Origin of the sequence: Paraburkholderia sp. BCC1885 (assembly GCF_900996235.1) — a bacterium.
In the GTDB taxonomy this organism is placed as follows: Bacteria; Pseudomonadota; Gammaproteobacteria; order Burkholderiales; family Burkholderiaceae; genus Paraburkholderia.
In genome coordinates this window covers 72,019-95,512 of record NZ_CAAJGM010000188.1, presented here as the reverse complement: position 1 = coordinate 95,512, position 23,494 = coordinate 72,019, and the positions used below count along the sequence as shown (strand labels likewise).

The following is a 23,494-nucleotide window of genomic DNA, read 5'->3' as shown; positions in this document are numbered from 1 at the left end:
CCGACATGCCAGGCACCAACGTCTCTCTGATCACCTGCTGCTTGAATTTTCGCGCGTACGTGCGACGGGGATGGGCTGCGCCCCCTGCGTTCGACATGGCTGACTGGCTCCGTTGATCTGAACGCCCTCATCATGCTTTGGAAAAGTCAGCATGGCGAAACGGTCGGGCCGAGCCGCTTACTCCGAAACGTTGCGAGTAGTGCTTTCAATGACACTGACTTGGGCGAGAGATTGGCGAGGCAGATACCGGTGATTCCGGTGTTGAATTTGCCGCGCTGCAATCCGGTACACCTGTTTCGCAACAATCCCCTCGATTATTAACGTCGTTGCCCGTCAGCACGATGGCGGCTCAAGGGATCTCGAGTTATGCCTTGAACTCCATCTGAGCCGAACTACAATCGAGCATATTGAAGCTATGGCGCTGACAACATGCAAACGCCGCTGAGGCACGACCTGCGGGCTCAATCTGAATTGCTCGCATACCTCGTAATTTCCCAACTCGTTACGCGACATGCGACAGGCACCTGGATGTCCGTCGCGCACACAGTCGAATCAGTCCAGATGTGGTTGCAGTCATGCAAGCGCGACGAAGAATTGACACTTCGAGTTATGGTTGCTACCCGGGCATACGAACTCGCGCAACGCATTGAGTCGCAACTCCACTTGTCTCTGAACGGCAGCACCGTCGCTTCCATGCTTGACGAGAGTCTGCGGCTCGATTTCGGCTCACGCGTCACCCGCGATATTTATCAGCGCTGCTTGAATACACTTCTCATGACCCGATGGTACGCATAGTGCGTTCGCTGGTACTGCCGAGAGGCTAGGCGCGGAACATCGTCCGAGAAATCCACTGGGAGACGAGTTCCGACTGGTTACCGTGCCAATGCGCCACGCCTATGATGGTTCTTAGGCTTACCATGTCTCACGCCTTTGGCAAAAAGCGGTTTCGCCAGACTTTGGACGCATGCAAAGGAATCGGACGTTCTCTTTCCTAGCTCGCGACACCCCGGTCAGAGCCGGGCTTGATGATTAGGGCATCGTCCATCATTCTGTTCCGGCACCTCTCCGCGAACTGCCGCGCCAGATCTGGGGCAATTCGAAACCGTTCCGCGTCGGATTCCGATATTTCGTAATACTCTTCGTAATCGACAAGGCGATTGCTGACCGGAATGGAAAGATAGAACTTTCCCGAATCGACTTCTCTCCCGATGGAGAACCGATGTTCCGCTGAAACAAAGTCGTCCACAAATTTCATAGCGTCCGCACAAAGCTCAATAGTTTTAGAAGTCAACCGGATTTGCATCGTATCGTGACGGCGACAATCCTCCGGCATCGATAACAGCCTCCGAGTTGCCGTCTGGCAGCTTACCACCAGGGATCCATTGATCATTCGCTCCCGCCTCATTCCCGGACGGCATCCTGAGATTCAACTCCTGCGGATTTGCTATATCCACGCGGTACAGCTGATTTGACGCAAGAAAATCCTTCGGGAGACCTAGTGCCTCTTCAAGCGCTGCTGGATTACCGCTCGTAGAGGCAATCAATTGGTCCGCCTCTGAACTTGGCATTACGAAAGACGTGCCATCGCGCTGGGCGATGCCGTACTTCTCAAGATTTGATTGCGTCATGAATCTTGATGCTCCATCCTGGAACTGAGAAAGGTGGTCAGATATGTAGTCTTGAGACAAATATTCGGATGGATCAGGACGTTCCCCTTTCGGGATAGCGCGTATCTCATCTTTCTTCGCTTGAGACGGCTCACCGGTGGCTTTTTCGCAACCTTGCAACCCAAGCGGATCGGTGCCGCGGCACGGATTCGAGACATAGCCTTGCGTGCGCAATCCACCGACAAGCCCGATCGGATCGATGCACACGTAGCTGCCAGAAGTTGGATCGTAGAACCTATGCACATTGTAGTGAAGACCAGATTCTTCATCTTCCCACTGGCCTGGAAACCTGCAAGTCGTATCCAGCGCTTCGTCGTTGGCCGCTTTCTTGTGAGCAAACAGGCGTCCCCACAAAGTTTGGGTGCCCGTCCACACGACCGTACCTTGATCGTCGAAAACACAACTACCGTGTCCGGCCATGTCCGCGAAGACGGCATACACTCCTTTAGTAGTTTCTTGACCTATCGGTGATAACGTGCCCGACTCTATGTGCCAGGTAACCACGTTGCCCGTGGTTCCGTCACGGTATTCATGCCAGCGCTCGCCAACGGCATAGCCATCCCAAAGAAAACGCACCGCCTCGCCGCCGGCCATGTTGGTTTTCCCAACTCGCCTGCTGAACGCATCATACTGGTATGTCCAAAGGCCTTTTTCCGGTGTGCGCACCTTCACCAGCCGGTTCAGCCCGTCCCACGTGTATTGCCACGTCCTCGGCCTGAATCCAGGCTGCTCAATCGTCTTCTCGATCGTCCGCCCACGCGCATCGTACCGGTAGCGCGTGTAGCCAACACGCTCCGGCAAGCCTCCAGACAAATAGTTGTGCGCGTCAACCGGACTCTGCTGGCCGTGCGCGGCGATATTCAGATTCGCGTCGTAGCAGTAGTGCTCCGGCGGTTGACGAAGACTACGGACGGACGTCACTTGTCCACGGACATCGTGCTGATACGACACGCTATCGGAATCCGTGTCGACCCGCTGAAGTTGCCCGACTGCGTCGTATGAATACAGTTGCCGCGAGAGCCTTTCCAGTGCGTCAATGGGATCGGACGGCATCTCATCAAACGCAGATTGCGGCCCAGCGACCTGGCGACAAACACGACCCAACGCATCGTATTGCCGCTGCATGACGAATTCGCCCGTCTGACGTCCAACTTCCCGTCCAAGCCCGTCACGCAGGATCGACATCGGACCGACCTTCGTCAATGCACCAAGCGCATCGTATTCATACTGCGTTTCCCGATGCGGTGTTATTCGCACACTGCGTCGACCCTGTGCATCGTAGACGTGCTTTAGCAGGTGGCCGTGCTGGTCCTCACCGATAAGACGGCCTTTGTCGTCATAGGCGAAGCGTGTGATGTGCGGCGATTCACCCTGTACCTCGGCGGTAGCCAGGCGGCCGGCCTCGTCGTAGGTATAGGCCAAGCTAACATCGCCTGCGTCAACCGTCACGAGACGACCAGACGGATCGTACCCGTAACGCCATTGGCCGCCGTCCGGTAACGTCTTCACCTGCAGCCGGCCAACAGCATCGCGCTCGTAGCGCGTGGTGCGCCCCCCCCAGTCGATTTCTGTAACCAGCCGTCCTGCGCCGTCGTAGCGGTACTCCCACGTCTCGTGCAACGCGTTGACGACCTTCGTCAGCCTCGTCGCATGATCGTATTCGAAACGCGTAACATGACCTGCGGCGTCGACCGACGCAGTAACCAGATCGAACGGCCCGTACTCGCGCCGGGTTGTCCGCCCGAGCGGATCTATCTGTTCGACCAGCAGGCCCTCGCTGTTGTAGCGGGCGCGCACAACAGCGCCATCTGGTTGCGTAAATTGCGAAACTGCGCCGCGCGGATTGTCCGGTCCAGCCACATATTCATATCGTCCGGCACCACCATCCGGATCAACTTCTTCCACCAGACGTCCCAGCACATCAAATGATGTACGAAATTTGGCTCCCGTCGGAAGACGTGTAGCGATGAGCCGCAACTGCGCGTCGTAATCGAACCGTGTTTCACGATCGTCGTTCACGACGCGAAGAAGTTCTCCACGCTCGCCGTAGCGGTAACGCCTGACCTTTCCGTCCGGTGCGGTTCGTGCAGTCAGGCGTTGAAGATGGTCATACTCAAATTTGACACGTCCGCCGGCTGGTAGAACGACCGCAGTCATCAAACGATTATCATCGTATTCGAACCGCGTCGTGCTACCCGTGGCCTCCAGAGCCGTAATAAGACTACCGCGTTCGTCGTATTGAAATTCCGTGCGCCGACCAAGTGCGTCCGTCTGCGACAGCAACCGTCCGAGTCCCCATTCCCGCACGGTCGTATGGCCAAGCGGATTGGTCTCGACCGTAACCAGGCCATCGGCGTTGTATTCGTAAATCCACTCGCCGTCACCGTCGATAACGCGCGTGCGACTGTCTTCATAGACGAAACGCCCAGTGTGGTATCCCTGTCGCGTGCCGGTCTCAATCACACGACCGGCATCGTCGTACAGATAGCGAACATCGGTCTGGTCAGTATCGCGCCAGCCGGTCATCCATCCATTGCGGTCATACGTGTAATGGAAGTGGCCGTGCTGGAAGCTCGCCACGTGGGCCAGCATCGGTCCATCGTATCCGTAGTCGACCAGCGTCTGCGAGTCGCCAGACACGTCGTGCAACACGACCTGGTCGATTTCGCGTTTCGCATCATGATATTTCACCTCAAGCCGATAGCCGTCCGTATGTGCCACACCGGCGAGGCGGCCGTCCCCGTCGTAGGAGAAGGCGGCGGCATTGCCGCTCAGATCCTCAATACGCTCCAGCCTTGATGCACCTCCGTCGACAAGCGGCGCAAACACCAATACCTGCCGCGCTTGATGATCGAGAATGCGTGGTTCATCACGTTTGCCGATCAGGCGATAGCGTGGCTCACGCAGATTGATCCCATCAAGGCCGGCTTCGGGGGCGATGAAGGTGATCGCCTGGCCGACTCCGTTGTGGAAACGCACGAGGTGTCCGTCCTGGAACGTCAGACGTTGTGACCAGTTGGTTGACCACTTCGGCCCAAGAAGTCCTGAGTCGTCTGAACGTGTCCGGTAACGCCGGGAGAACTGCAAGGGCAACACACCCGGAATCGAAATGTCCGTGCGGATATCGACCATCTCGCCGGTTGCCACATCGACCGGATCTTCCTTGCAGGTCGAGGCCTCATCCTTCTTCCCCGACACTTCTGCCGACTCGGTCGGCTCGCGTTTCACCAGCGCATCGCCGAGCATACCGCCAAGCTTCGCGCCGATCAGCCCGCCGAGCAATCCGGCGAAGAACTCTTCGCCGGCCGTCAGCTCCGGATTTTTCGGCCCATACTGTCCCGTAGTCCGGTCAGCCCAGATGCTTTTGCGGCCCGAATTGACCTTGGCGCTGCAATGCGTCGAATGCCCGATGCGCACCAGCGGAAGGCCATTGATCGTGATCGTCTTGCTGCCTTCGACCAGAGGCTCGGGCGAGCTCGAGTGTTTGGAACAGGACGTGACATCGCTAACCCGTGCAGCGGCCTTGCCTTCGAAGGTAACGTTGTGTGACCCGCTGGTAATCTTGCCGCAGTTGCTCCCCATGCTCTGGCTCGCAGAGGCAAGCGCGCTACCGAGACTAAGGCCACCAGCCATGCATACGCCGACGATCAGCGCACCGGCCAACCCTCCGGTCGCGACGGTAGCGGCAACCATCGCGCCGATTGCAATGCCTGCCGCAAGGCCCGCCATCATTCCGAAGAAGCCGGACGAATGCGCGATGTCGTCACCCACACAAGCAGGATGTGGATCGCCCCGACCGATCGTCAGGCCAAGTGCGTCGCCGACCTTTTCTGCGCCCTCGGCAATCGCCTGCGTCACGCCCAACTTACCCAGCGCCCATGAACCGGCCAACGCAACGACTGCCGGCACGGCAGCAAGCGCCGCGGCCCCCGCTGCTGCCGCCCCTGTCGCACCGGTTGCGACCGCAGCCGACCCCGCAGCGTAAGAGCCGTAGCCCACGTCGGCACCGAGCATCCCGTAGTTCGCGCCGTCCACCCATTTCATCTGCTCCTGCTTGGCGGCATCGCCGTCCTCAAGCGTCTGCAGGTTGGCCAGCCGTTCGCTGGCACTGCCGGTCGGTTCACCAATGCTGGCGGGGGTATCGTTATCCTGGTCGGCCATGGTCGTGCGGCGTTCAGTCGGGTTCGTGCAGGGTCAGGCTCTGGATGATTTCCTGCACCTGAGTCTTCTGCGTTTCACTGATCGCGCCGGGCGCGGTGAACGTCAACATCAGCACCCGCTTGCCGTACTCAACCATCGTGAGCAGTTGCTGGATTGGCTTGCCATTGTTTAGCCACCGGAATTCGTGGGTATAGGCCGCGCGGCCCGATACTTCCGCATCCGCGCCGGCAATGAGTTCGTAACCCGCAACCTGCTTTGCAAGCTTCTGGACTTCGTTCGCGGTGTATTCGTGAAACTTCATCCCCCACGGTAAACTCTCCCGAGTCACGACAAAGCTCACGCCCTCCGTTCCTGTCGCAACCGACACGAACACATTCATCGACTTATCGTGCCAGTCAGTGGGCAGCGACAGAGAGCCTTCCTGCATCTGATACATGGTGTTCTTCCGGTGAAGCGCTAGTTGATTTGGTCCAGAATTCAGTTATCGGGATTGATGTGCGTGTTGTTGGCCTGAACCTTGATCTGTCCGTCATCAATGTGAATAACCGACGAGCCCTTGTAGATCTCGATGGTGTCGCCCGTCATATGGATCTTCGTCCCACCGTCGCCGCCGATCTTGATCCACAGCTCCTTGGCTTCGATGGTATGCACACCGGTAGGCGTTTGCTGGGTTGTGTTCCCCTGCGAGACGGTATCCAACAGATTGCCGGCCGACACAGTCGTTTTCTGGTCTCCTTTGACGACTGAAATCGTTCGGTCACCACCTAGGACCTGCGTCGTCTGGGCGTCCTCGACGACGACTGTCATGTCTTTTTCGGCCTGCAGCCACAACTCCTCTGCGCCCTTCTTGTCCTCAAAGCGGATCGCGTTGGCCGTGCTGTAACTTCCTTTCGTTGAGCGTGACAGGATCCCACTCTGGGTTGCGTTATCGGGAAGTTTCCAGGGGTGCTGGTTCGTCGCGTTATAGACGCGCGAGATAATGAGCGGCCGGTCGGGATTGCCATCAAGGAATGACACGACCACCTCGTCACCGATCCGGGGAATCTGCACTGCGCCGAAGCCCGAACCCGCCCACGCGTGTCCGACCCGGACCCAGCACGAACTGCGGTGGTCCATTGTGCCAAGGCGGTCCCAGTGGAACTGCACCTTCACGCGGCCAAGCTCGTCTGTGTATATTTCTTCGCCTTTCGGTCCAACCACGATCGCCGTTTGCGGTCCCGGAATCATTGGTTTCGGTGCGGATAACGCCGGACGGAAAGGTATCTTCTTGCGAATACAGACGAAGCTGTTGGCGTACGTTGCAGATCCCCCCGACGACTGGTAATTGTTGGTGCCGTGATGGCTGACGGACAGGACCAGAAACTCCCTGTCCGCGGCTTGACCGTTGTCGTGATCGTAGTGATCGATCAACGTGAAGGTATGGCCACTGGCAAGCGTGCGGCAATTGCTCGCACCGATAAATACCTTGCCTTCCGCCTCAAGCGCTTCGAGGCGAAAGCGCATCAGTTCCTCGCCGCGGTCGCTCGAATCAAATGCGTGCGCACCGAGATAATCGTAGACCTCATACTTTGCGACGTCGCCCTGATTCGTGAGGGTATCGCTCGACACAAGACGACTGGCGTTCGGCGCCTTGTAATCCGCAGACTTCAGAGTGACACGACCGGATTCGAGTCTGCGGTCTGCCCGGAACTGGGTGACGGCATTATCCTCGTCGAGCATTTCGCCTGTGGTGAACCGTAGCACCGAATTTCCGTCGATCGGCTTTGCGGCAGTCGAATCATCGGTGATGATCAACCGGTGACCGTCTTCGGTATGCTCGAAGTAAAAGAACAGGCCATCATGTTCAAGCAACCGCTTCATGAAGTTGAGATCGGATTCCCGATACTGCGTGCAATAGCTGTATGGCTTGAGCGATTTGAGCAAACGGAATTCGTATCGCGCGATCACGCCGTATTGGGAAAACACCTCTTTGAGAATGTCCTCCGATGTCTTCTCCTGAAATATGCGGATGTCATAGCGCCGGCCCAGCATCCAGACCCACGGACGCAGCGTCGCGGAATAGGTCGCGAGCCCGCCGTCTGTTCCGAGGTGGGTAAATCGGGTCACATAGCCGTGGAAATATCGGGTCGTGCCATCGGACAGGGTGAGTTCCGCAGACACGTCCTTTGCAATTAACTGCTTGAGTTCGATCGTTGCGTCCTGGGAGGTCAACCCGAGCTCGATCGTGTAAAGGCTCGACAGCTCTTCCTGATAGCTGAAGCCACTGACCAGCAGTTGAGACCGGCCAGACAATGGCGTTTTCACCGAGAACAATCGGTTATTCTGCAAGCTGAGGATCTGGCTGAAGTCAGACATCTGCATAAGGCCCCCTGTACGGCATAATCAATTTCGTCGTGCCCGAAATCGCCATATTCGTTGATATAGCGGTTAAAATTTGCCCACAATTATAGTCGGCGCTGAGGAAATTCTGTGCGGCAGAAAATTATTTAACAATCAAGGCTCGGGATATTCAATTGGCATATTCAGAAAATATTTCTTATAGCTCTATTTAACTCACGTCCATAATGTAGAAATGGCTGAATCGGAATTCAACGCGTGTACAGCAGATAATCCCGGCACACTCTTTGGGCAACCCGGATTGCTTGGCCCCGGCGGCGCTCCGGGAACCGGTCAGATATTGGGCATGGGGAACGACGTATTGCCCATTTCCGTGAATGTCGGCGGCACCTATCCAGCCGACGCCGGTGCCGCCAGTCGTTATCTGATCGCCAGACTGAAATACGACAAGGACATGACGCCGCAGGAGCGCGTGAACGAACTCCTGCAGCTACGGCAGGCGCTACGGGATGCTGAAAAAACGTTCAGCACGACAGAATTTGGCAAGCTGTACAAAGAGGCACAGAAAATTCCCGGTCTGGGTGGCGAGGTCCTGAACGGAATTTATGCGCCGACGAACATCGGCTCCAGTCTGGCGACAGGTGCCGGCGCTGCACTATCACTTACACAGAAAGCGCCCACCTCTGATCTTCTCGATATACCTGAGGGCGTCCGAGATAAACTCCTCGCCTGGGCACGCAAGAGCGGCAACCAGGGCATAAAGTCGGCGCAAAAACGGTTCGGGACAACACTGGAACTGGTGCGTGTCGAGGGAAAATGGGTGTTCGAGATTCCAGTGAATAAAAAGGCGGCCGGATACGTCGTTCGTGGGCGGGCCGCGCAGAGTGTTGTGCGCATTCCCGCGTACCGGCAGGCGGCTCTGGACGCACTCGAAGCCCGGAACCGGCTCAATGTGGAAGGTTTCGGAAAAACACTGGGCGGTCATATCACCGGTGTCGGTGTGGGCGGTCTGCTAGCCTTGGGACCACAAGCAATTTCAGACGCGATCGATGCCGACAATCTCCATCAATTCGCGAGTCTCGAGGCACACAGCCAACCGGCCAACTTGGCGGGCTGGCTAGCGGGTTGGGGGGCTGGCACATACCTTCCAGGTTTTATCGTGGCCGCAGCTGGACTTCCGGTCGAGTTACCTGTCCTCGCCGTCCTTGCGATTGGTTTCGGAGTCGGCCTTCTCGTGCAGGTGGGGGTATCGCACTTCGCGGGCAAACGTATGGGCGATGCATGGGACCGGCTCGCAGCAGACCACCACTGGTAAAGGAAGTATGGAAAGTACCCTGATTCGTTCGCCATTCGTGCTCTTTGTCATGACCATGGTAACTGGCGGACTGGCCGCGCTGAGCATACCGGCGCTTGGATGGCTCATCCCCCCGCTGCTGATCGCGTCACTTGCATACGCAGTGCTCGCGGCGTTTTTCACGACGCGATACACAACCTACCACCTCGGGCTGGATTGGCTGCTCAAGCTGAATTTCTGCCTGTTCGTCATTTTCATGAACCAGACGGCGTTCGAACAGTGGTTTTCGCAGCGCATACCGATGGCCATATCCGCAGCTTATCTGGTGCTGCTTGCTGCAGTTTATGTGCTCGGTTGTCGAATGGAACGCCAGACCAACTGGAGCAAATTCGACCAGACACGCACAAGTCCGACGCTCGCTATCACGAAGGGGAAAGTCCAAAGAATCGTTCGATCACGTACAAACGCCAAGCGCAAATCGTCGTCACGCAATGCCTCGAACATTGGAGCTGGTCTTGGCGTCGCCGCGCTGGGTATGGTCGGGGCAGTCTTTGGTGCCAGAGGAAAGGAGCTGCTGGTTCTGGTCGTTGTTACAGGCTTTATGGCAGCGCCATTCGTCTGGTTGCGATACCTCGTTATCTATGGCGTGGGCATCCGCGAGGTCCGAAAGGTCGAGCGCGAACGCGGCGAGCGTTTCGAGCTCGACAATGCGGCCGCGCTCCAGGAAGCACGACGCAAGATGTTCTTCGCTCGCCTGCTCAATCCCCGCCTGCGTCAACAGGTTTGACGACGGAAAGATCGACAGGTCATGGTCATCGGACGCAAACAAGACCAGTGCATCGCAGTGGTCAACACCCCGGATCCTCACGAGGAATGGGCTCGGCCGGTCGTGTCACCAAAACATGCGCCTTCGTTATTTCCGGTCATGTTGCTACATCACGGCGCGAGGCTTGAAACAGCGTAGCTCTGACAGCACGCCGCTGGAGCTCGAGTAGCTTCATCGCATTACACCGGCTTCCGGGTAAAAGGCCGATCACCGTGTACCAACCATTCCTGGACATCAGCCAAATCGAAAACGGTGAGCCTGTAGCCGTACACGGCTCCCGTATCGATGTCGATCACGTTGCCGCGCTGGGCGGCTTCCTGGGTTGGCGTGTGTCCAACGATCACGGCCGTCACGCCCGCAATCTGAGTGGACACTTCATGTGCTGCCCAGCGTCGCCGATCCCACAGAACCTGCTCACGAACTGGATGATCTGGACGCCCATTTTCGAGTACGCGTATTAGTTCGGACGGTTGCGCGCAGGGTATGCTCCGAAAGCCATTGCCGAGAAGACCGGCCTGACTGTGCAGTACGTACAGGGCATACTGACGCTGCTCCGGCAGGGCGAAGAGCGGCTTGTCATTGCCGTGGAGAAAGGACACGTCCCACTGAATGCCGCGCTGTCGATCGTCGGCGCCGGTGACAACGACGAAGCAGTTCAGGCAGCACTGCAGGAGGCATATGAATCCGGCAAGCTGCGTGGCCGTCAGTTGATGAACGCCCGGCGGGTCATAGAGCGCCGCAAGGCACTCGGGCGGGGGTCCGGCCGGAACATGTCTCGCACGGCGGCCGACATCACAACGTCTAGTCTCGTACGGACGTATCAGCGCGAGGTCGAGCGTCAGAAGGCCATGGTCAAGAAGGCGGAGTTCACTCAGCAACGGCTGCTGTTCGTGGTGGGTGCACTGCGACAGTTGTTCGCCGACGAGAATTTTGTGAATCTGCTGCGCGCGGAAGGGCTGGCCACGCTGCCGAAGTATCTGGCTGAGCGCGTATGGCCCAGCGGGAGCCCGGCATGAGCACCGTTGCGCTAGGGTTTATTCCCGAACCGCTGATAGTTCCGATAGGCAATATCCTGCCGTCCAGACGTTTGTCGGCCGGAATGACAATATCGCGCAAGTTCAGGCAAATCAAAAGCTCGATCGAAGAAGTGGGGATGATCGAGCCGCTGTCGGTCATGCCAGCCGACACCGCGTCGGGTCAGCACGTGTTGCTCGATGGCCATCTGCGGCTCGCAGCACTGAAGGACCTGCAGCTCGAAACCGCAACGTGTCTGGTTGCAATGGACGATGAGAGCTATACCTTCAACAATCGGGTGAACCGACTCTCGACGATCCAGGAGCATCACATGATCCGACGGGCAGTCGAGCGCGGCGTCTCGCCCGAACGGCTGGCGAAGGCACTGGCCGTCGACGTGTCCCAGATCCTCAAGCGGATGGCTTTGCTGGACGGGATCTGCGCGGAGGCAGCGGATCTGCTGAAGGATCGGCAGTTTTCGCCGGAGCTGGTTCGCGCACTTCGCAAGATGAAAACGACCCGGCAGGTCGAGTGCGTGGAACTGATGCCTGCTCTATATGTATCTCAGTAAGCCTCCTGCGGCTGTTCACCACGACTCTTTTTCTCCGAAAATACTTCTGAAGTACCTGACGCTTGAGTTATGCCACGCCGACAGAAGGCGTCGGCTGGAGCGAAGCAACAGCACTGACTTTTCGCCAGCCACCCTTCTGACTTTACCCCGGGGGCAACTCGCGAACCAGAAATCAACTTCACGACCCGCTCCTAGCCGACCCCGAAAGCAGGAGGTCAGTCGCCTGACCTTCCGAAACACCAAATCCAAAAATATCCGTAGTCGACCCAATCAGACCTTCAGATTTTTCGAAAGCTGCCGTTCTAAGGAGCCGTACCCTTGTCTTCGTTGACAGCTTCTCTAAAAAAACACTCCACGCTGAGGCACGGCACCGGCAACACGATGGCCGCTCCTAAAACCTCGACCCTGGACGTCCAAGCGAATTGACCATGACGACTTTTCTTTCCCTGGCCGCATTCTGCATATCCCTCGTATCGCTTCACTTCACCTTCAGAAAGGATGCTCAACGTATCCGCCTTGAGGTAACTCCGTTGGAGCATAACGGTGTTGTGCTGGGGCTAAACAATGACAGCGCTTGTGACGCTGAGATCCTATCAGTGGGTCACTTCGATCCCGCTAGCAAAGTCACCTGGATCCACCAGGTTGGAAACTACAGAACTAATGCATGGGTCCAGTACCCGATTTCCGTCAAGGCGCGGTCAATGTATCCAGTGATGCTGATCGCCGGTCGCGACATCCCCAGCAAGAACCGGACGTTCGGCTACTGCGTGCAACTCGCTACTGGTCGCATCTACGTGTTACGAGGAACTGCCCCTTGGGGTGCGACGGCGAAAATGCATGCGGCATCGATTTTATCGCGTCTCTCTGGCGGGCGTTGGGTGCTGCCTGGCATCAATCGCGTCCGTCTCCCATCCCGGAACTGATCGCACTATGCCTGAGGCCTGCTGCTCCCTATCACCATTCATCTAGGAAGGGCATTTCGGCTGCACTGGAACTAACCGGACAGACCAGGTACGTTCTGTCCCATTTCGCCTAAAACACTTCTGCTGCGGGTGCGTAAAGACGTGCGCCTTCGATGCCAGGCGCGAAAGACGTCTCACCATAATGCTCTGTATCGGCCTCGTAGCACTTAGCGACGGCAAAACGACATCCGTGCCCGAGGTCTCGAGTTTTGACACAGGTTCGGCCATAACGTGCAGGAGATCACAATGCAGTTCCATGTTGATCCGAATGACCAACATTTTCAGAAACAACGCCCCCCAAGCGGTCTGACAGCATCCCAGCAACGAGCTTCGCGCAATCTCCTGTCGGTCATCGCGATCATATCGGCAGTATGTCTGGCCGATTTCATTCTGCATTGGTCGCCTCCTGACTGGCGCGGGCTGTCACACGGTGTGTTCGGCGGAATAGTCGGCGTGTTTCCCTATGTGTACCGACTGATGCTCGACGACGATTCACTAACATTGAATGAACGTGGTCGTGGGCCAGCACAGGACGAGCATATTGCCTACCTCAGAGGAAGGCTCACTATAGGCATCCCCTCGGGATTTGCCATGTCATCTATTGCCGCGTCCTTCTACCCACATTGCACGAGTGCCTGTCTGGTGGCGTTCGGAATCCTGGGGGCTTCGTCCCCCCGTATTCTTGAAAGCCTCGCCGATACCATCAGCGGCGCCAAGCAAGGGACTAGCGCCCCTGAGCGTAATAGTAAGCGAGGGAGCCGCAGCGAATCCAAAACAGCGGAGAAGAAAATATGATAGAAACCACCGAGAATATAGATCTCGCTCACAATGCCTTGGATCAGGCCACGGAACATGCCAGCAAGGAGACCACCCGCATGATTCGTGAGTCAGTCGGCGTAGTATCGGTTGGCATTGCACTCATGCTGGTGTATGCGATGCTAAAAGAGCTAAATAGCCCAGTCGCCATCGGAGGTTGCGAACGAATGAATTCACTCGTTCGTGAAGCGACAACTGCAGGTTACTTGAATTTCCTGACGATCGACGCACTTCTCGTTTCCTTGGCGATGCTGAGCAATGGGTCCTTTTTCTCTCGGAATCTCCTGCAATGGGCTTGTCAGCCCTTGCTGAAACTGTTCATTCACTCCGGCTCCTTTGCACTTGGTATCTCCATGGGTTACATGCTGTTGACGATCCCGGATGTCACGCAGAAAGCGACTCTTCCTTCCGTCATAGCATTTGGCTTTCTCGTCCTTTTTATGGTCGTTTTCTCGTCAACTCTATATTTTTTGCTTCATTGGGTAAAGCGCGAAATTTTGGTTGTAAGGACAACTAAGGTATTGAAGCGAAATTTTCCGTCGTGGGCGGCCGAGAAGGTCTCCAAGCGAAGTGAATTGATCGTCGGTCTCGCCGGCGTATTGGCAGCTTTTTTTCTTGCAGTAGCTGCGTGGCAGCAACTTGGCGTGGATATGCCTCTTATCCATCATGCGGAAACGCACGCGTCCGACTTTTTCAAATGTAATTGACGCATAGCCACGCATTCCAATATAGCTCAGATTTCAACGATTAGTGACGGATTGAAGTACGGATTCAGATGTTTCGGGGAGTATCCTCTCGGGTTACAGATCACGCGTGTACCACTCGGCTCAGAATCGGAAGAGACGATGTAGTCGAAGCTGGTATGCATATGGCCGTGAATCCATAGAGGAACGGAGCGTCCCATGAGACCCTCCAGATTCGAGGCGTAAGCCGGGGTCAGCGAGTCTCCCTCATACTCCGATTCGACGGAACCCTCCGACGGGGCGTGATGCGTAACGACAACGGTTTTACCCATAAATGATTCGCTCAGGCTATTTCGGAGCCATGCACGCGATAGCTCATGGCGCCGGACCGTATCGGCCGGATACAACTTTCGATACGATGGCGTCGCGCGAATCAACCGGAAGTCGCTCATGGCACTTTGGGCATCCCGCATGCACATCGCGGGTGAAGTGTCCTGGTCGTACAACTTGAAGTCGGTCCAGAGCGTGCATCCGAGAAAACGGACGTCGCCCAGCACGAACACATCGTTCTCAAGGAAATGAATGTTGGTGTCGTACGCAAGCTCGCGAAGCTTGTGCAGCGTGTGGTCGAAGTGCCCGCGATAGAACTCGTGATTCCCCGCCACCAGAATGACGGGCTTGGCCGGATCGTCAACGAATGCCTGAGCCCACTCAACGCTTCGATCCTTCGTATGGATGTCGCCAGCGAGCACGACGACATCGGCCCGGGTGACAGCCTGCGCATCAGCGACAGTTGGCTCGAATTCGTTGTGCAGATCGGACAGGACGAGCAGTTTCATGGCTTCACAGTCAAAGGTCTGGTTGCTTTTTACCTGACTAGCCGGCGGCGAGTCAGGGCGTTCGATAGCGCAAGAGCACCGCAGCGTCATTACCATTCGCCGCTGCGTGTTCCGTCGGCGTCACGAGGCAAGCCCCGCTCCAGCTGATTGAGCCGATGCTCTACGGCGCGCACAAGATCGACGAACTCGGTCCAATTCTCGATCCTGTCTGAGTCCGGGAGGCGCAAGTAACCCTGTCGCACGCCCTTGGCAAACAGCAGTTCCGCCAGGTCCTCCGGATCCTGTCCCTCGAAGGATTGACCGGTGGCTGGAACTTTGGCGCTAAGGCGCGCCGGGCTGCCGTCGCAGAACAGATTGGCAATATAAGGCGCGACAGGTCGCAAGGACATGATTTCCGGTTGATCGTACTCGGACGATACATCCATCGAAGCCATGCCAGCCTGAGCGCAACTGACAGCCCAGAGATAGTTGGCTTTCGTGTCGGCACCGCTTTCCCCGACCAGCTCGTAGATTCTCCCGGACCCGGTCACTCCCCGGCGTGTCTCCGGGTCAAATTTCACGATACCAGTGCTTGCCCGCCCGGTCATGGTTTCCATGTTGTGCCCGATGAAGTGGCGGAAACCATCTTCCGTCTCCATGACTTGCCAGCGGGACAGAAAGACAATGGGTTGCAACTTAACCGGTTGAGACTTCCAGATTTTCATATACGCTCCTGTTAACAGGACGGGGTTCACACGACCGCCGAAAACCAACTTTCATGCTTCACGTCCTACGCTGCAGGAAATTTGCACGACTGCCTTCGGATCCAGTACTGCCGTCCGCCGTCGACTGATGGTCCGGTGACGATCTCAATGCCATGCTGCGTGGCCCAGCTTGGCGCTTCGCGAGCGGAGATTCCCATTGCCTTCGCCACCGTGAACAGCGGCACAAATTGTTCGGTGAACTCCTGAAGGTCATCAACATCGACGACTCGCGTTGCCCGACGCCGCTGTTTGCCCGTTCGAGTCCTGACGAGACCTATGTTGACCAAGTGATACATCACTTCCTGCTTGACGCCAAGGCGACGGGCTGCTTCGGCAATGGATATCAGGGAATCCGATGCGGTCAGCGCCTGCACTGCCGGGACTACTTCACCACGGTCCACGACAATATTCCGCAACGCCGGTACCTTCCCCGACTCTACGACCAAGGGTACAGCACCGCTCATGAGCCGATTGAAGAATGCTCCAGTCGCTTCAACCGGAACGTACCGACGCAAAGCTTCGGTCAGGCTGACCGGATCCTCAAATACCGGGACGTCACACGCGCAGGCAGCCACGATTTTGCGGAGCAGAAGATCGACGGACCTCATGTCGACTCGCTTGCCGGTCGAAGCAATCAGGCCTGCTTTTGCCAGCACATGGATACGATTGACTGATATCCCCGCGTGTCGAGCGGCCGTCTTCGCGGCAATCAGCGAACGCTGGGCTTTCCAGAGATCTTGCAGGTCCGCCTGAGTGATCACGAATTTTTTCCGGCCGGCCGGCGTTCGTCTGACTGGCACGGTGGCGCCCGTCTGCGCAAGCATGGTGACAATTGCAGGGCTTCGCGTTCTCTGTCGACGGAATTCCGTGTTCGCCCGTTGGATGAGGCCTTTCCGCTCCCAGATTATCGGAGCCCCGCGGCGCGATGAACTTGCAACGTAGGCGTCCAGCAGGGCCGCCATCCATTGGCGCTCGGTCTCATTCAACTGCTTGCGTAGCATAACGAGCAGATGTGGGAAGACTTCCGATAGCAAGGGAACGTTATTCGAGCTCGCCGCAGGAGCACGCAGGCGATCGAGCAATTCAAAGCAGGCCAACCGATCAGCCATCAGTGGTGCGCCGGTGGTCACCACCAGCTGCTCGATATTCTCCTTTTGACGTGAGGCTTTCTTCAACGGCTTGCCGTGAAGCCCAAATTGGGACAGCGCTCCGAGAAAACGCGCGAGGTTCCAGCGCTCTAAAACGGATGGCAGACCACCGTTGGAGGTGGTTTGCTCGGCGAGCAGTTTCAGGACATCAGCAGAAAATCTGTCTACGAGTGCATCCCGCAATGATGCGCCGCAAGTACATGTGAAAAAGCGAACATGCTTCCAGCGCAGCGTTCGCTGGCATGCGTTGCACACGGGGGTCAGCCAACATCGATGTACCAAGCACGCTGCCGGCCCAGAGTACCAGTCCTCACGCCAATAGCACCCTGGATTGGCGAGGCAGTGCGGGCACCAACGGGCAACGCCGTGGGTTTTCGGAAGACTGTTAACCACACAGTCGAGCCAGCCAGGGTCGGACAGTCCGTTGGCAAATGCGACCCGCAGGCGGTAGCCCAGGAAGCTCTCGTCGGGAAGTACTGACGGACGCACCAGGAAACGGTCCGAAAAGAGGGCTGTTCCCAAGGTGCGCCAGTCCCCGCTACGGGCGGACTCGAGACTCATTCCGTCAGCAGCGAAAGCTGATTGGGCGAACATTCCCGTTGCCTGTACGTTGCCAATTCCCTCCGCTTGAGTTGCCGCAGGCGTTCGACCGCGGATTGATCGACAAAGTAGGCAGACAGGCCAAGACCGTCTAACGTCCGGAAGATCGGAAGCTTGCCACTGAATGCATCCCTCACTACTTCGAGCGATGCAGCCTTAATGCCGTTGCTCCACGACATCCATTCACCAAACAGAGGATGTAGATGGGCGTACTCGACCGGGAACGGCCGCGAGACGTCTTCCAATCGTCGGCATAGGTCGGTGAAGTCTGCTCGCCTGAAGAAGGTGTATGTGTCAACGGAAACTGGCCGGAGCAGGTCCGTGCTCAACAGCGCAGCGTAGCCCCTACGCTCGATGTGAAGTTCATTGAGCAACTGCCGTGGAGTAACAAGCGAGGCATACCAGCGGCGGCATGCTTCCACTGTCCAAGGTGGAAGATACGTATAGCGCTTCATACCGTGCAGCACGATACGGGCTCCGTGGCGATTATCGTTATGAATGAGGTGCTTCAGTAGCCTTACGGGACATCCGATGAGCGAGGCCGCCTCTTCGAGACTCACATATCCGCATGGGATATTGTGACTGGGATGGAGAGGGCCACAGGTGGGCGTGGTGCGATCTCCCCGTGTGCTCATCAGAAGCTCTTTTCGTAGCCTCGCGATTGGTAGTCTGGAAAGGCATGTTTGCCGCCGACCTTCATCTATCAGCATGCGCCGCAAACGGGCAAGCACAGCGTTCCGATGTGAAGCGCCGGTGATCTGATCCAGAAAGTTGCGTATGCCTCCAAGGTTTGGAGCGAGGAGAAATTGATGCCTCTCGACTAGCTCGGCGATTTGCGTTGACCGTGGGATACCAGCAGAGTGGTACCCATGCTCGTCTGGCGCGGTCGCTATCGCATCAAGCAACACTTCCAGGAAAAGAATGCAAGCGAGTTGCTCTGTTGCTTCGGGAGCTTTGCCGTCGATAAGCAACTGCTCGAGTCCAGACCACAATCGTTCAATATGACGCCGCTCGCCTGGCATGGGGCATAAAGCGCCTGCCCACAATTGTTCATCTGTCACGTCCGTGATGAAATGCTTGTCAGGTTGCCTGTAACCCCTCGTCATAACGGGTTCGGCCAAGTCGTCCTTGAGCCGGATAGCATGGATCGTACAAACCTCGAGCTGGGTCAGACGCCAACACGAGCGAATGTACCTGGATTCAGCCATGCACTGGGGACAATACCGAATGCTGTTCGCCCGAGTTACCACGCTCCAGCGTGGTAACGTTACCTCGCTCCAAACGGGATAACCGTCGGGCTTCGTCGACGCGGTCGTCGCAAGCGTGGGGCGAATTCGATCAATGTCACTCAGCCGAGGACGGTATATGCCGTTTGCCCTCGCAAGCCGAAAGAGGTATGTCTCAGACCACTCGTCCGGCATAGGGCTCGGGCGGCACAGCGGCTGACCACACGGATTCAAGGCGTTCATATCAGCGCTCCACAGGTGCAAACGGTTCGTCACCTTTCACGAGAGGCATTTCGTCGAACGCCTTATGGAAAGGATTTCGGTGGTCTGGAGAGCCGGGATAGATGACGGTCCGGAAGGCCTCCGCCAGAACCAAATCTGTCAATCGGGGATCCGGTTGTTCAAAGGCCAGTTCGACGGCGCGCGCCAGTAGTCTCCGAATGTCGCGAAGCCGCCCATCAGTCGCGAAGGCGAATAGACGAACAATCGTCTTCCCCGAGATATCCAGCGTGGGGAGATCCCGCAGATATCCCTTGAAAACGTTGAGCGCACTCCGGAACTCGTGTTCGTTCGTCGCGTTTGCAACCGAGAAGCGGTCGATTTCGATCACCTCTCTGAAACGATCACGCAGTTGATCGTTTGTGGCGAGCAAACGCCTGGTGCGCGGGATGCCGGCCAGAACAAACGAAACGCGAGTCGCGTCGACCAGGCGCTTGAGCCAATCGGCTGCGGTGTGTAGCGTTTTTTCCCCGCCTCGGTCGATCAAATGATTGGCTTCATCGATGAGGACAAGCTTCACGCGACACTGCCTGATCAGAAGTACGAGTCGCGTGGTCAACTCGATCTCCTTTCCGAGGTTCCACTTCGGGTCGCCGAGCGCCTTCAGGATCGTGCTAGCCAAGATCCTCGGGGTAGGCGATTGGCCGAGCGGCACGTAAAGGACCGGGACTTCGGTGAATTCCTCGTGCTGGATGACAGGATGCTTCTCGACGTACCTGAATAGCAACGTCGATTTTCCGACCCCGGACTCGCCGAGCAACATGATGTGCTCGGCCTCCTCGTTACCACAGCGGTACTCGTGCATACGATCCAATGCAGCCAGTATCCTTTTGACATGTGAGAAATTGATGAAGCTTAATCGGATATCCTTAACAATGCCGATACATTGATCTTTATCTTTCATGATTTACCTCGGCGTCCATCGATTCGACTTCGAACTCTGAAAGCTCGCCGACATCGAAAGCGACGGCGGCAAGTGGAACGGAGATGTGAGGTTCGGACGCTGCGCGTGGGAGGCGATTGACAGATTTCGACGTGGTATGCGCCTGGCGTGCCCCTCGTTTGCGTGTTTTCAATTCCTTTGATTGCATCGCCCCGTTGGCCTTTTTGCGGATCATCTCTTCTCCATTTGCCCGGGTTCGTTGATGAGGATCGGAGTCTGCGTATTCGCGCTTGACTAACTTGGCCTGCTCTACCGTCAAGTTGTTGAACCGCTCATCGGTGTTGTCAGCACGGATGTATTGGCTATCGATTGGGTTCCACACCCAGATTGCACCGGCGTTTTCGTAGGGAGCCTTTATTTGGACCTTTCGTTTAGCGGGTAGCATCCGCCGTAGGGCGAGCAATTCGGGAGATGCATACCTGAACGTATTGAAGTCGATGCCGTAGTGCTGGAGAGCGCTCTCGGCAAACTCGCCGAATTCGATGCTGAGATCCTCTGCATTGCACTTCAGTGCAGGGGGAAATGCAGCTGCACTCTCCTTCCACACATCGATCGGTGCGCGCCCGGCAAGACCTCTATGTGGTCGAAGGTGATATACGGACGTGATCCAGACATGTACCATTTCGTTGAGCTGCTCGAACGTGATGCAAGCTTCATCTTCCGATTTGAACCCGACGCGTTGATGCACCTTTGCGAGGGTGGTTCCCGGAAGTTTGTGGATAAACGAGTAGTTGAACGTTTTGAGAAAACGTTCAACGAATGGCTTGTCGTTTGGATCGCGCGAAGCGGCGTATTCGCATATCACGCCGAGGTTCGTGAGGGCGTCGATTACTGCATGGGCATGGAATTCTCGACCGTTGTCCATCAATAAGCGCTCTGGCCAACCGTGGCATGGCCATTCCAGGGGTAGATCGGGAAATCGCTCCCTAAGATAGGTTTTAGGCATCATCGAGTGCCGCAGCGCTTCGAATACGGCGTGAACGCCGTGTCCGGCTGAGCTGATGCAAAAACCAAGCACGCACCGAGAGAAACGATCCAGGACAACGGTGAAGCACGGGCGATCGATCGCTCTACCGTCGGCGTCCGAATAGACCAGGTCGATTGGGGTATGGTCGATTTCAACGATCTCAAGAATTCTGGACACTCTGCGTGCGCAAAGCTGGTCGGCGAACCGGCGCTGCGCTTCCCGCTCACCATAGCGAGCAACCGTGCGTTCAAATGCGTTGATGCTCTGGATTCGCCTTTGAATGGTCCGCAGTCCCGGAACCTTGAGCCACTCGGACTCGATGCGAGTCGTGTTTAGTCGCTGGATCTCGAAAAAAACGGCGTTATAGACATCTTCTGCGGTCCCTCTTTTGCTGTTGAGAAATGCCGTTTCGATTTTATCCTGTACGATACCTTCCACGACGTCGGCGAGTCGTGACTGCCCTTTGCCTCCTCTCCGATCAGTTCCATCAAGCAATGCGCGGACGTCAAGCTTTGCGAGCCGGTATCGTCTGCGCCAGCGATATATAGTCGTTTCATGTGGGGGCTTTATATCATCCAGCTCCGCTGCGACCTTTTGAATCGCTCTACGCAGGGCATATCGGGAACCGTCGAATGCGCAAATGCGATCCAGCATCAACAGGTAGTTCACTCGTCGGCGCGTCTCTTGATCGCCTTGCCTAACTGATGATGTTGCGGCCTCAATTAAGTCCTTTACCACGCAGGACTTTGGTGGCCGCTGAAACTTCTTTCGGTTAGCTGTCCGAAGATATCCTCGCAAATACTCTTCCAGCAGATCTGCTTCACTGTGACTTGAAAACGCGCCAGTGACGATGTTTTCGAGATGAGCAATGTCATCCTGTACCCTAACGAGCCGATACTCTCCCTCGCCGCGGAAGATGACCTGATCCTTGATGAAGTTGGCCATGGTTGACGCTCCGTTTAGCGACTTGAGACTGACAGGAAATCATCTGGATCACGATTCATGATCCGGCTAAGCAAATCGTCACATTGACGTTTTGCGTCTTCCCATTGCTGTTGAATATCCGCCGAAGGAGTGGTGCCGTTTTCCGGATCCCACAGGGACGTGTCGATGTCTGGTCGATACCTGCCCCGAAGTGGACGCATTCTTAAGAGGAGTACAAGCTTTCCGTGTAGGTCATTCATGACGAGGTCGGACCGAAAGACGATATGCAAACGGTGCCCGCATTGACGGACATGCGGCAGTGCCGCCCGTAGCCGCGTGGCAGCTTCTGAGTTTGCGGTGAACGTTCTGTCGTCTTTGACCTCGAGGAACGCAGTTTCGTGAGTGGTCTCACTCTTTATCTCGATTTCCACGTCAGGCGTATAGCACCGCTGGCTTGTGCCGTCTGGGTATTCGAATACTCGAGGTTGGGTCGAGAGCGACTTGACGGCCGCGGCCACTTCCAGAAACGCCAGCACCATGTTCTCGACGAAGCTTTCATACTGGGCCGGTTTGGCTGATTTCCGACTCGGAAATCTTCCTCGCACGCCGCGGCCTGAGACGGTCACGATGCGGCGCGGCAGACGTGTTGAGGGTTGATTCGCTAAAGCTCGGGAAATTTTGGGCACGAGTTTTCTCCATCGCGTCTGCAGACAGACGCTTATCTTTCAGGAAAGCCCCCCCCCATCGACGACAATTTGCCGTCGAATACCGCTTTGAGAGCGGGCGAGCGATATCGAGGATTCGATCAAGACAGTTCGAATCCTGAGGGGCGCAAATCGCAAGGGAAAAAGAAGGGCTTGACGCTGAGGTCAGATAGGTAGAGACTCGGCTTTGTCTAGGAGCGGAATCTTTACTGATTCTGAACCCGAAAGCGCTACAGGCCTTCTGGTTTGTGGCGCTTTTGCTTTTACATAGGTCCTCCGCTGGCAATGCCGACGGCTCCCGCCGTGGCGTTCCGAATCTGGACGATCGCGGAATGCACTTTTGCAATCGTTTCCATGTCGACCTCCGTCAGAGCTTGGTCCCTGACCAGAGCGGCAATGACTTGATACTTGCACAGCGGCAGTGGATCAGACAGGCGCACCAGGCGCTTGGAGCTTTCCGCAACTGCCTCCAGCTCACGCTTGCCATCCGCATCGAGCGCCAAGGCTCGCCCCAACTGATCGATGAAAACAACATCGCCAGGCGTCCGGACCCCACGTTCGATTGCGCTGATGTACGCGTCGTCGACGCCGAGACGCTGAGCGAGTTGGGTCTGCGTCAGATCAAGAACTTTCCTGCGGGTCCGAATGAATTTTCCAAGATCGGTCACGTGAAACTCGACAAAATTTGTGTGTGAGTTTTCTGAGAATAGGAGCCGAGCAACAGGAGGTCAACGCATTATTTTCGATGAACTGACGGATAAAAAGAAACATATTTTTACGAGTCGAATTG

General features: G+C 56.5%; 18 protein-coding genes and 3 pseudogenes. 8 read left to right on the top strand and 13 right to left on the bottom strand.

All coding sequences use genetic code 11. The features are described from left to right. Positions 1-991: 991 nt before the first annotated feature. From FQ755_RS17175 to FQ755_RS17160, 4 genes are read right to left on the bottom strand one after another with little or no spacing between them, the layout of a single operon-like run. Positions 992-1,255, bottom strand: coding sequence for a hypothetical protein (locus FQ755_RS17175; protein ID WP_144156041.1), 264 nt, complete (start codon positions 1,253-1,255; stop codon positions 992-994). 25 nt (positions 1,256-1,280) lie between these two features. Further along, positions 1,281-5,828, bottom strand: coding sequence for a DUF6531 domain-containing protein (locus FQ755_RS17170; RefSeq protein WP_186308555.1), 4,548 nt, complete (start codon positions 5,826-5,828; stop codon positions 1,281-1,283). A gap of 13 nt (positions 5,829-5,841) precedes the next feature. Beyond that, positions 5,842-6,264, bottom strand: coding sequence for a DcrB-related protein (locus tag FQ755_RS17165; protein WP_144156040.1), 423 nt, complete (start codon positions 6,262-6,264; stop codon positions 5,842-5,844). Between the two features lie 41 nt (positions 6,265-6,305). Next, positions 6,306-8,189 carry a type VI secretion system tip protein VgrG gene (locus FQ755_RS17160; RefSeq protein WP_144156039.1) on the bottom strand — a complete coding sequence of 628 codons (1,884 nt, stop codon included), beginning with the start codon at positions 8,187-8,189 and terminating at the stop codon, positions 6,306-6,308. Positions 8,190-8,400: 211 nt separating this feature from the next. Between FQ755_RS17160 and FQ755_RS17155 the strand changes: the two genes are divergently transcribed. From FQ755_RS17155 to FQ755_RS17120, 8 genes and pseudogenes are all read left to right on the top strand, one after another. Continuing rightward, on the top strand, positions 8,401-9,480 hold the full coding sequence (locus tag FQ755_RS17155; RefSeq protein WP_144156038.1) for a hypothetical protein: 1,080 nt from the start codon (positions 8,401-8,403) through the stop codon (positions 9,478-9,480). 7 nt (positions 9,481-9,487) lie between these two features. After that, the gene (locus tag FQ755_RS17150) at positions 9,488-10,246 is read left to right on the top strand and encodes a hypothetical protein (RefSeq protein WP_144156037.1); all 759 of its coding nucleotides are present in this window, start codon (positions 9,488-9,490) and stop codon (positions 10,244-10,246) included. A 251-nt stretch (positions 10,247-10,497) separates the two neighbouring features. Next, entirely contained in the window at positions 10,498-10,746 is a 249-nt protein-coding gene (locus FQ755_RS17145; RefSeq protein ID WP_144156036.1) for a hypothetical protein, read from the top strand. Between the two features lie 18 nt (positions 10,747-10,764). Next, positions 10,765-11,301 (top strand): annotated as a pseudogene (locus tag FQ755_RS17140) (plasmid partitioning protein RepB C-terminal domain-containing protein); the annotation flags it as partial. Then, positions 11,298-11,852, top strand: a pseudogene (locus tag FQ755_RS17135) (ParB/RepB/Spo0J family partition protein); the annotation flags it as partial. The pseudogenes FQ755_RS17140 and FQ755_RS17135, both read left to right, overlap by 4 nt. A 446-nt stretch (positions 11,853-12,298) precedes the next feature. After that, positions 12,299-12,793 carry a hypothetical protein gene (locus FQ755_RS17130; RefSeq protein WP_144156035.1) on the top strand — a complete coding sequence of 165 codons (495 nt, stop codon included), beginning with the start codon at positions 12,299-12,301 and terminating at the stop codon, positions 12,791-12,793. A gap of 285 nt (positions 12,794-13,078) precedes the next feature. Further along, positions 13,079-13,627, top strand: coding sequence for a hypothetical protein (locus tag FQ755_RS17125; RefSeq protein WP_144156034.1), 549 nt, complete (start codon positions 13,079-13,081; stop codon positions 13,625-13,627). Beyond that, positions 13,624-14,355 (top strand): hypothetical protein, encoded by a 732-nt coding sequence (locus FQ755_RS17120; RefSeq protein WP_144156033.1) that lies wholly within the window; start codon positions 13,624-13,626, stop codon positions 14,353-14,355. Before FQ755_RS17125 ends, FQ755_RS17120 begins: the two co-directional genes overlap by 4 nt. A gap of 26 nt (positions 14,356-14,381) precedes the next feature. Here the strand turns inward: FQ755_RS17120 and FQ755_RS17115 are convergent, their stop codons facing one another. The 9 genes and pseudogenes from FQ755_RS17115 to FQ755_RS17080 all read right to left on the bottom strand — a co-directional run bounded on the left by FQ755_RS17115 (position 14,382) and on the right by FQ755_RS17080 (position 23,372). Beyond that, a complete protein-coding gene (locus tag FQ755_RS17115) occupies positions 14,382-15,170 on the bottom strand; it encodes a metallophosphoesterase (protein ID WP_144156032.1) in 789 nt (262 codons plus the stop codon). Between the two features lie 89 nt (positions 15,171-15,259). Then, on the bottom strand, positions 15,260-15,874 hold the full coding sequence (locus FQ755_RS17110) for a hypothetical protein (RefSeq protein WP_144156031.1): 615 nt from the start codon (positions 15,872-15,874) through the stop codon (positions 15,260-15,262). Between the two features lie 65 nt (positions 15,875-15,939). Then, entirely contained in the window at positions 15,940-17,244 is a 1,305-nt protein-coding gene (locus FQ755_RS17105; RefSeq protein ID WP_144156030.1) for a hypothetical protein, read from the bottom strand. 374 nt (positions 17,245-17,618) lie between these two features. Further along, positions 17,619-18,782, bottom strand: coding sequence for a hypothetical protein (locus FQ755_RS17100; protein WP_260858648.1), 1,164 nt, complete (start codon positions 18,780-18,782; stop codon positions 17,619-17,621). Positions 18,783-18,803: 21 nt separating this feature from the next. Next, positions 18,804-19,082, bottom strand: a pseudogene (locus tag FQ755_RS38670) (TniQ family protein); the annotation flags it as partial. Positions 19,083-19,131: 49 nt separating this feature from the next. Further along, positions 19,132-20,070, bottom strand: a complete 939-nt coding sequence (locus FQ755_RS17095; protein ID WP_144156028.1) for a TniB family NTP-binding protein — start codon at positions 20,068-20,070, stop codon at positions 19,132-19,134. After that, on the bottom strand, positions 20,060-22,021 hold the full coding sequence (locus tag FQ755_RS17090) for a Mu transposase C-terminal domain-containing protein (protein ID WP_144156027.1): 1,962 nt from the start codon (positions 22,019-22,021) through the stop codon (positions 20,060-20,062). The genes FQ755_RS17095 and FQ755_RS17090 overlap by 11 nt, the downstream gene beginning before the upstream one ends. Positions 22,022-22,035: 14 nt before the next feature. After that, positions 22,036-22,686, bottom strand: a complete 651-nt coding sequence (locus tag FQ755_RS17085; RefSeq protein WP_260858647.1) for a hypothetical protein — start codon at positions 22,684-22,686, stop codon at positions 22,036-22,038. Positions 22,687-22,967: 281 nt separating this feature from the next. Beyond that, positions 22,968-23,372 carry a helix-turn-helix domain-containing protein gene (locus FQ755_RS17080; protein WP_144156026.1) on the bottom strand — a complete coding sequence of 135 codons (405 nt, stop codon included), beginning with the start codon at positions 23,370-23,372 and terminating at the stop codon, positions 22,968-22,970. Positions 23,373-23,494: the final 122 nt, after the last annotated feature.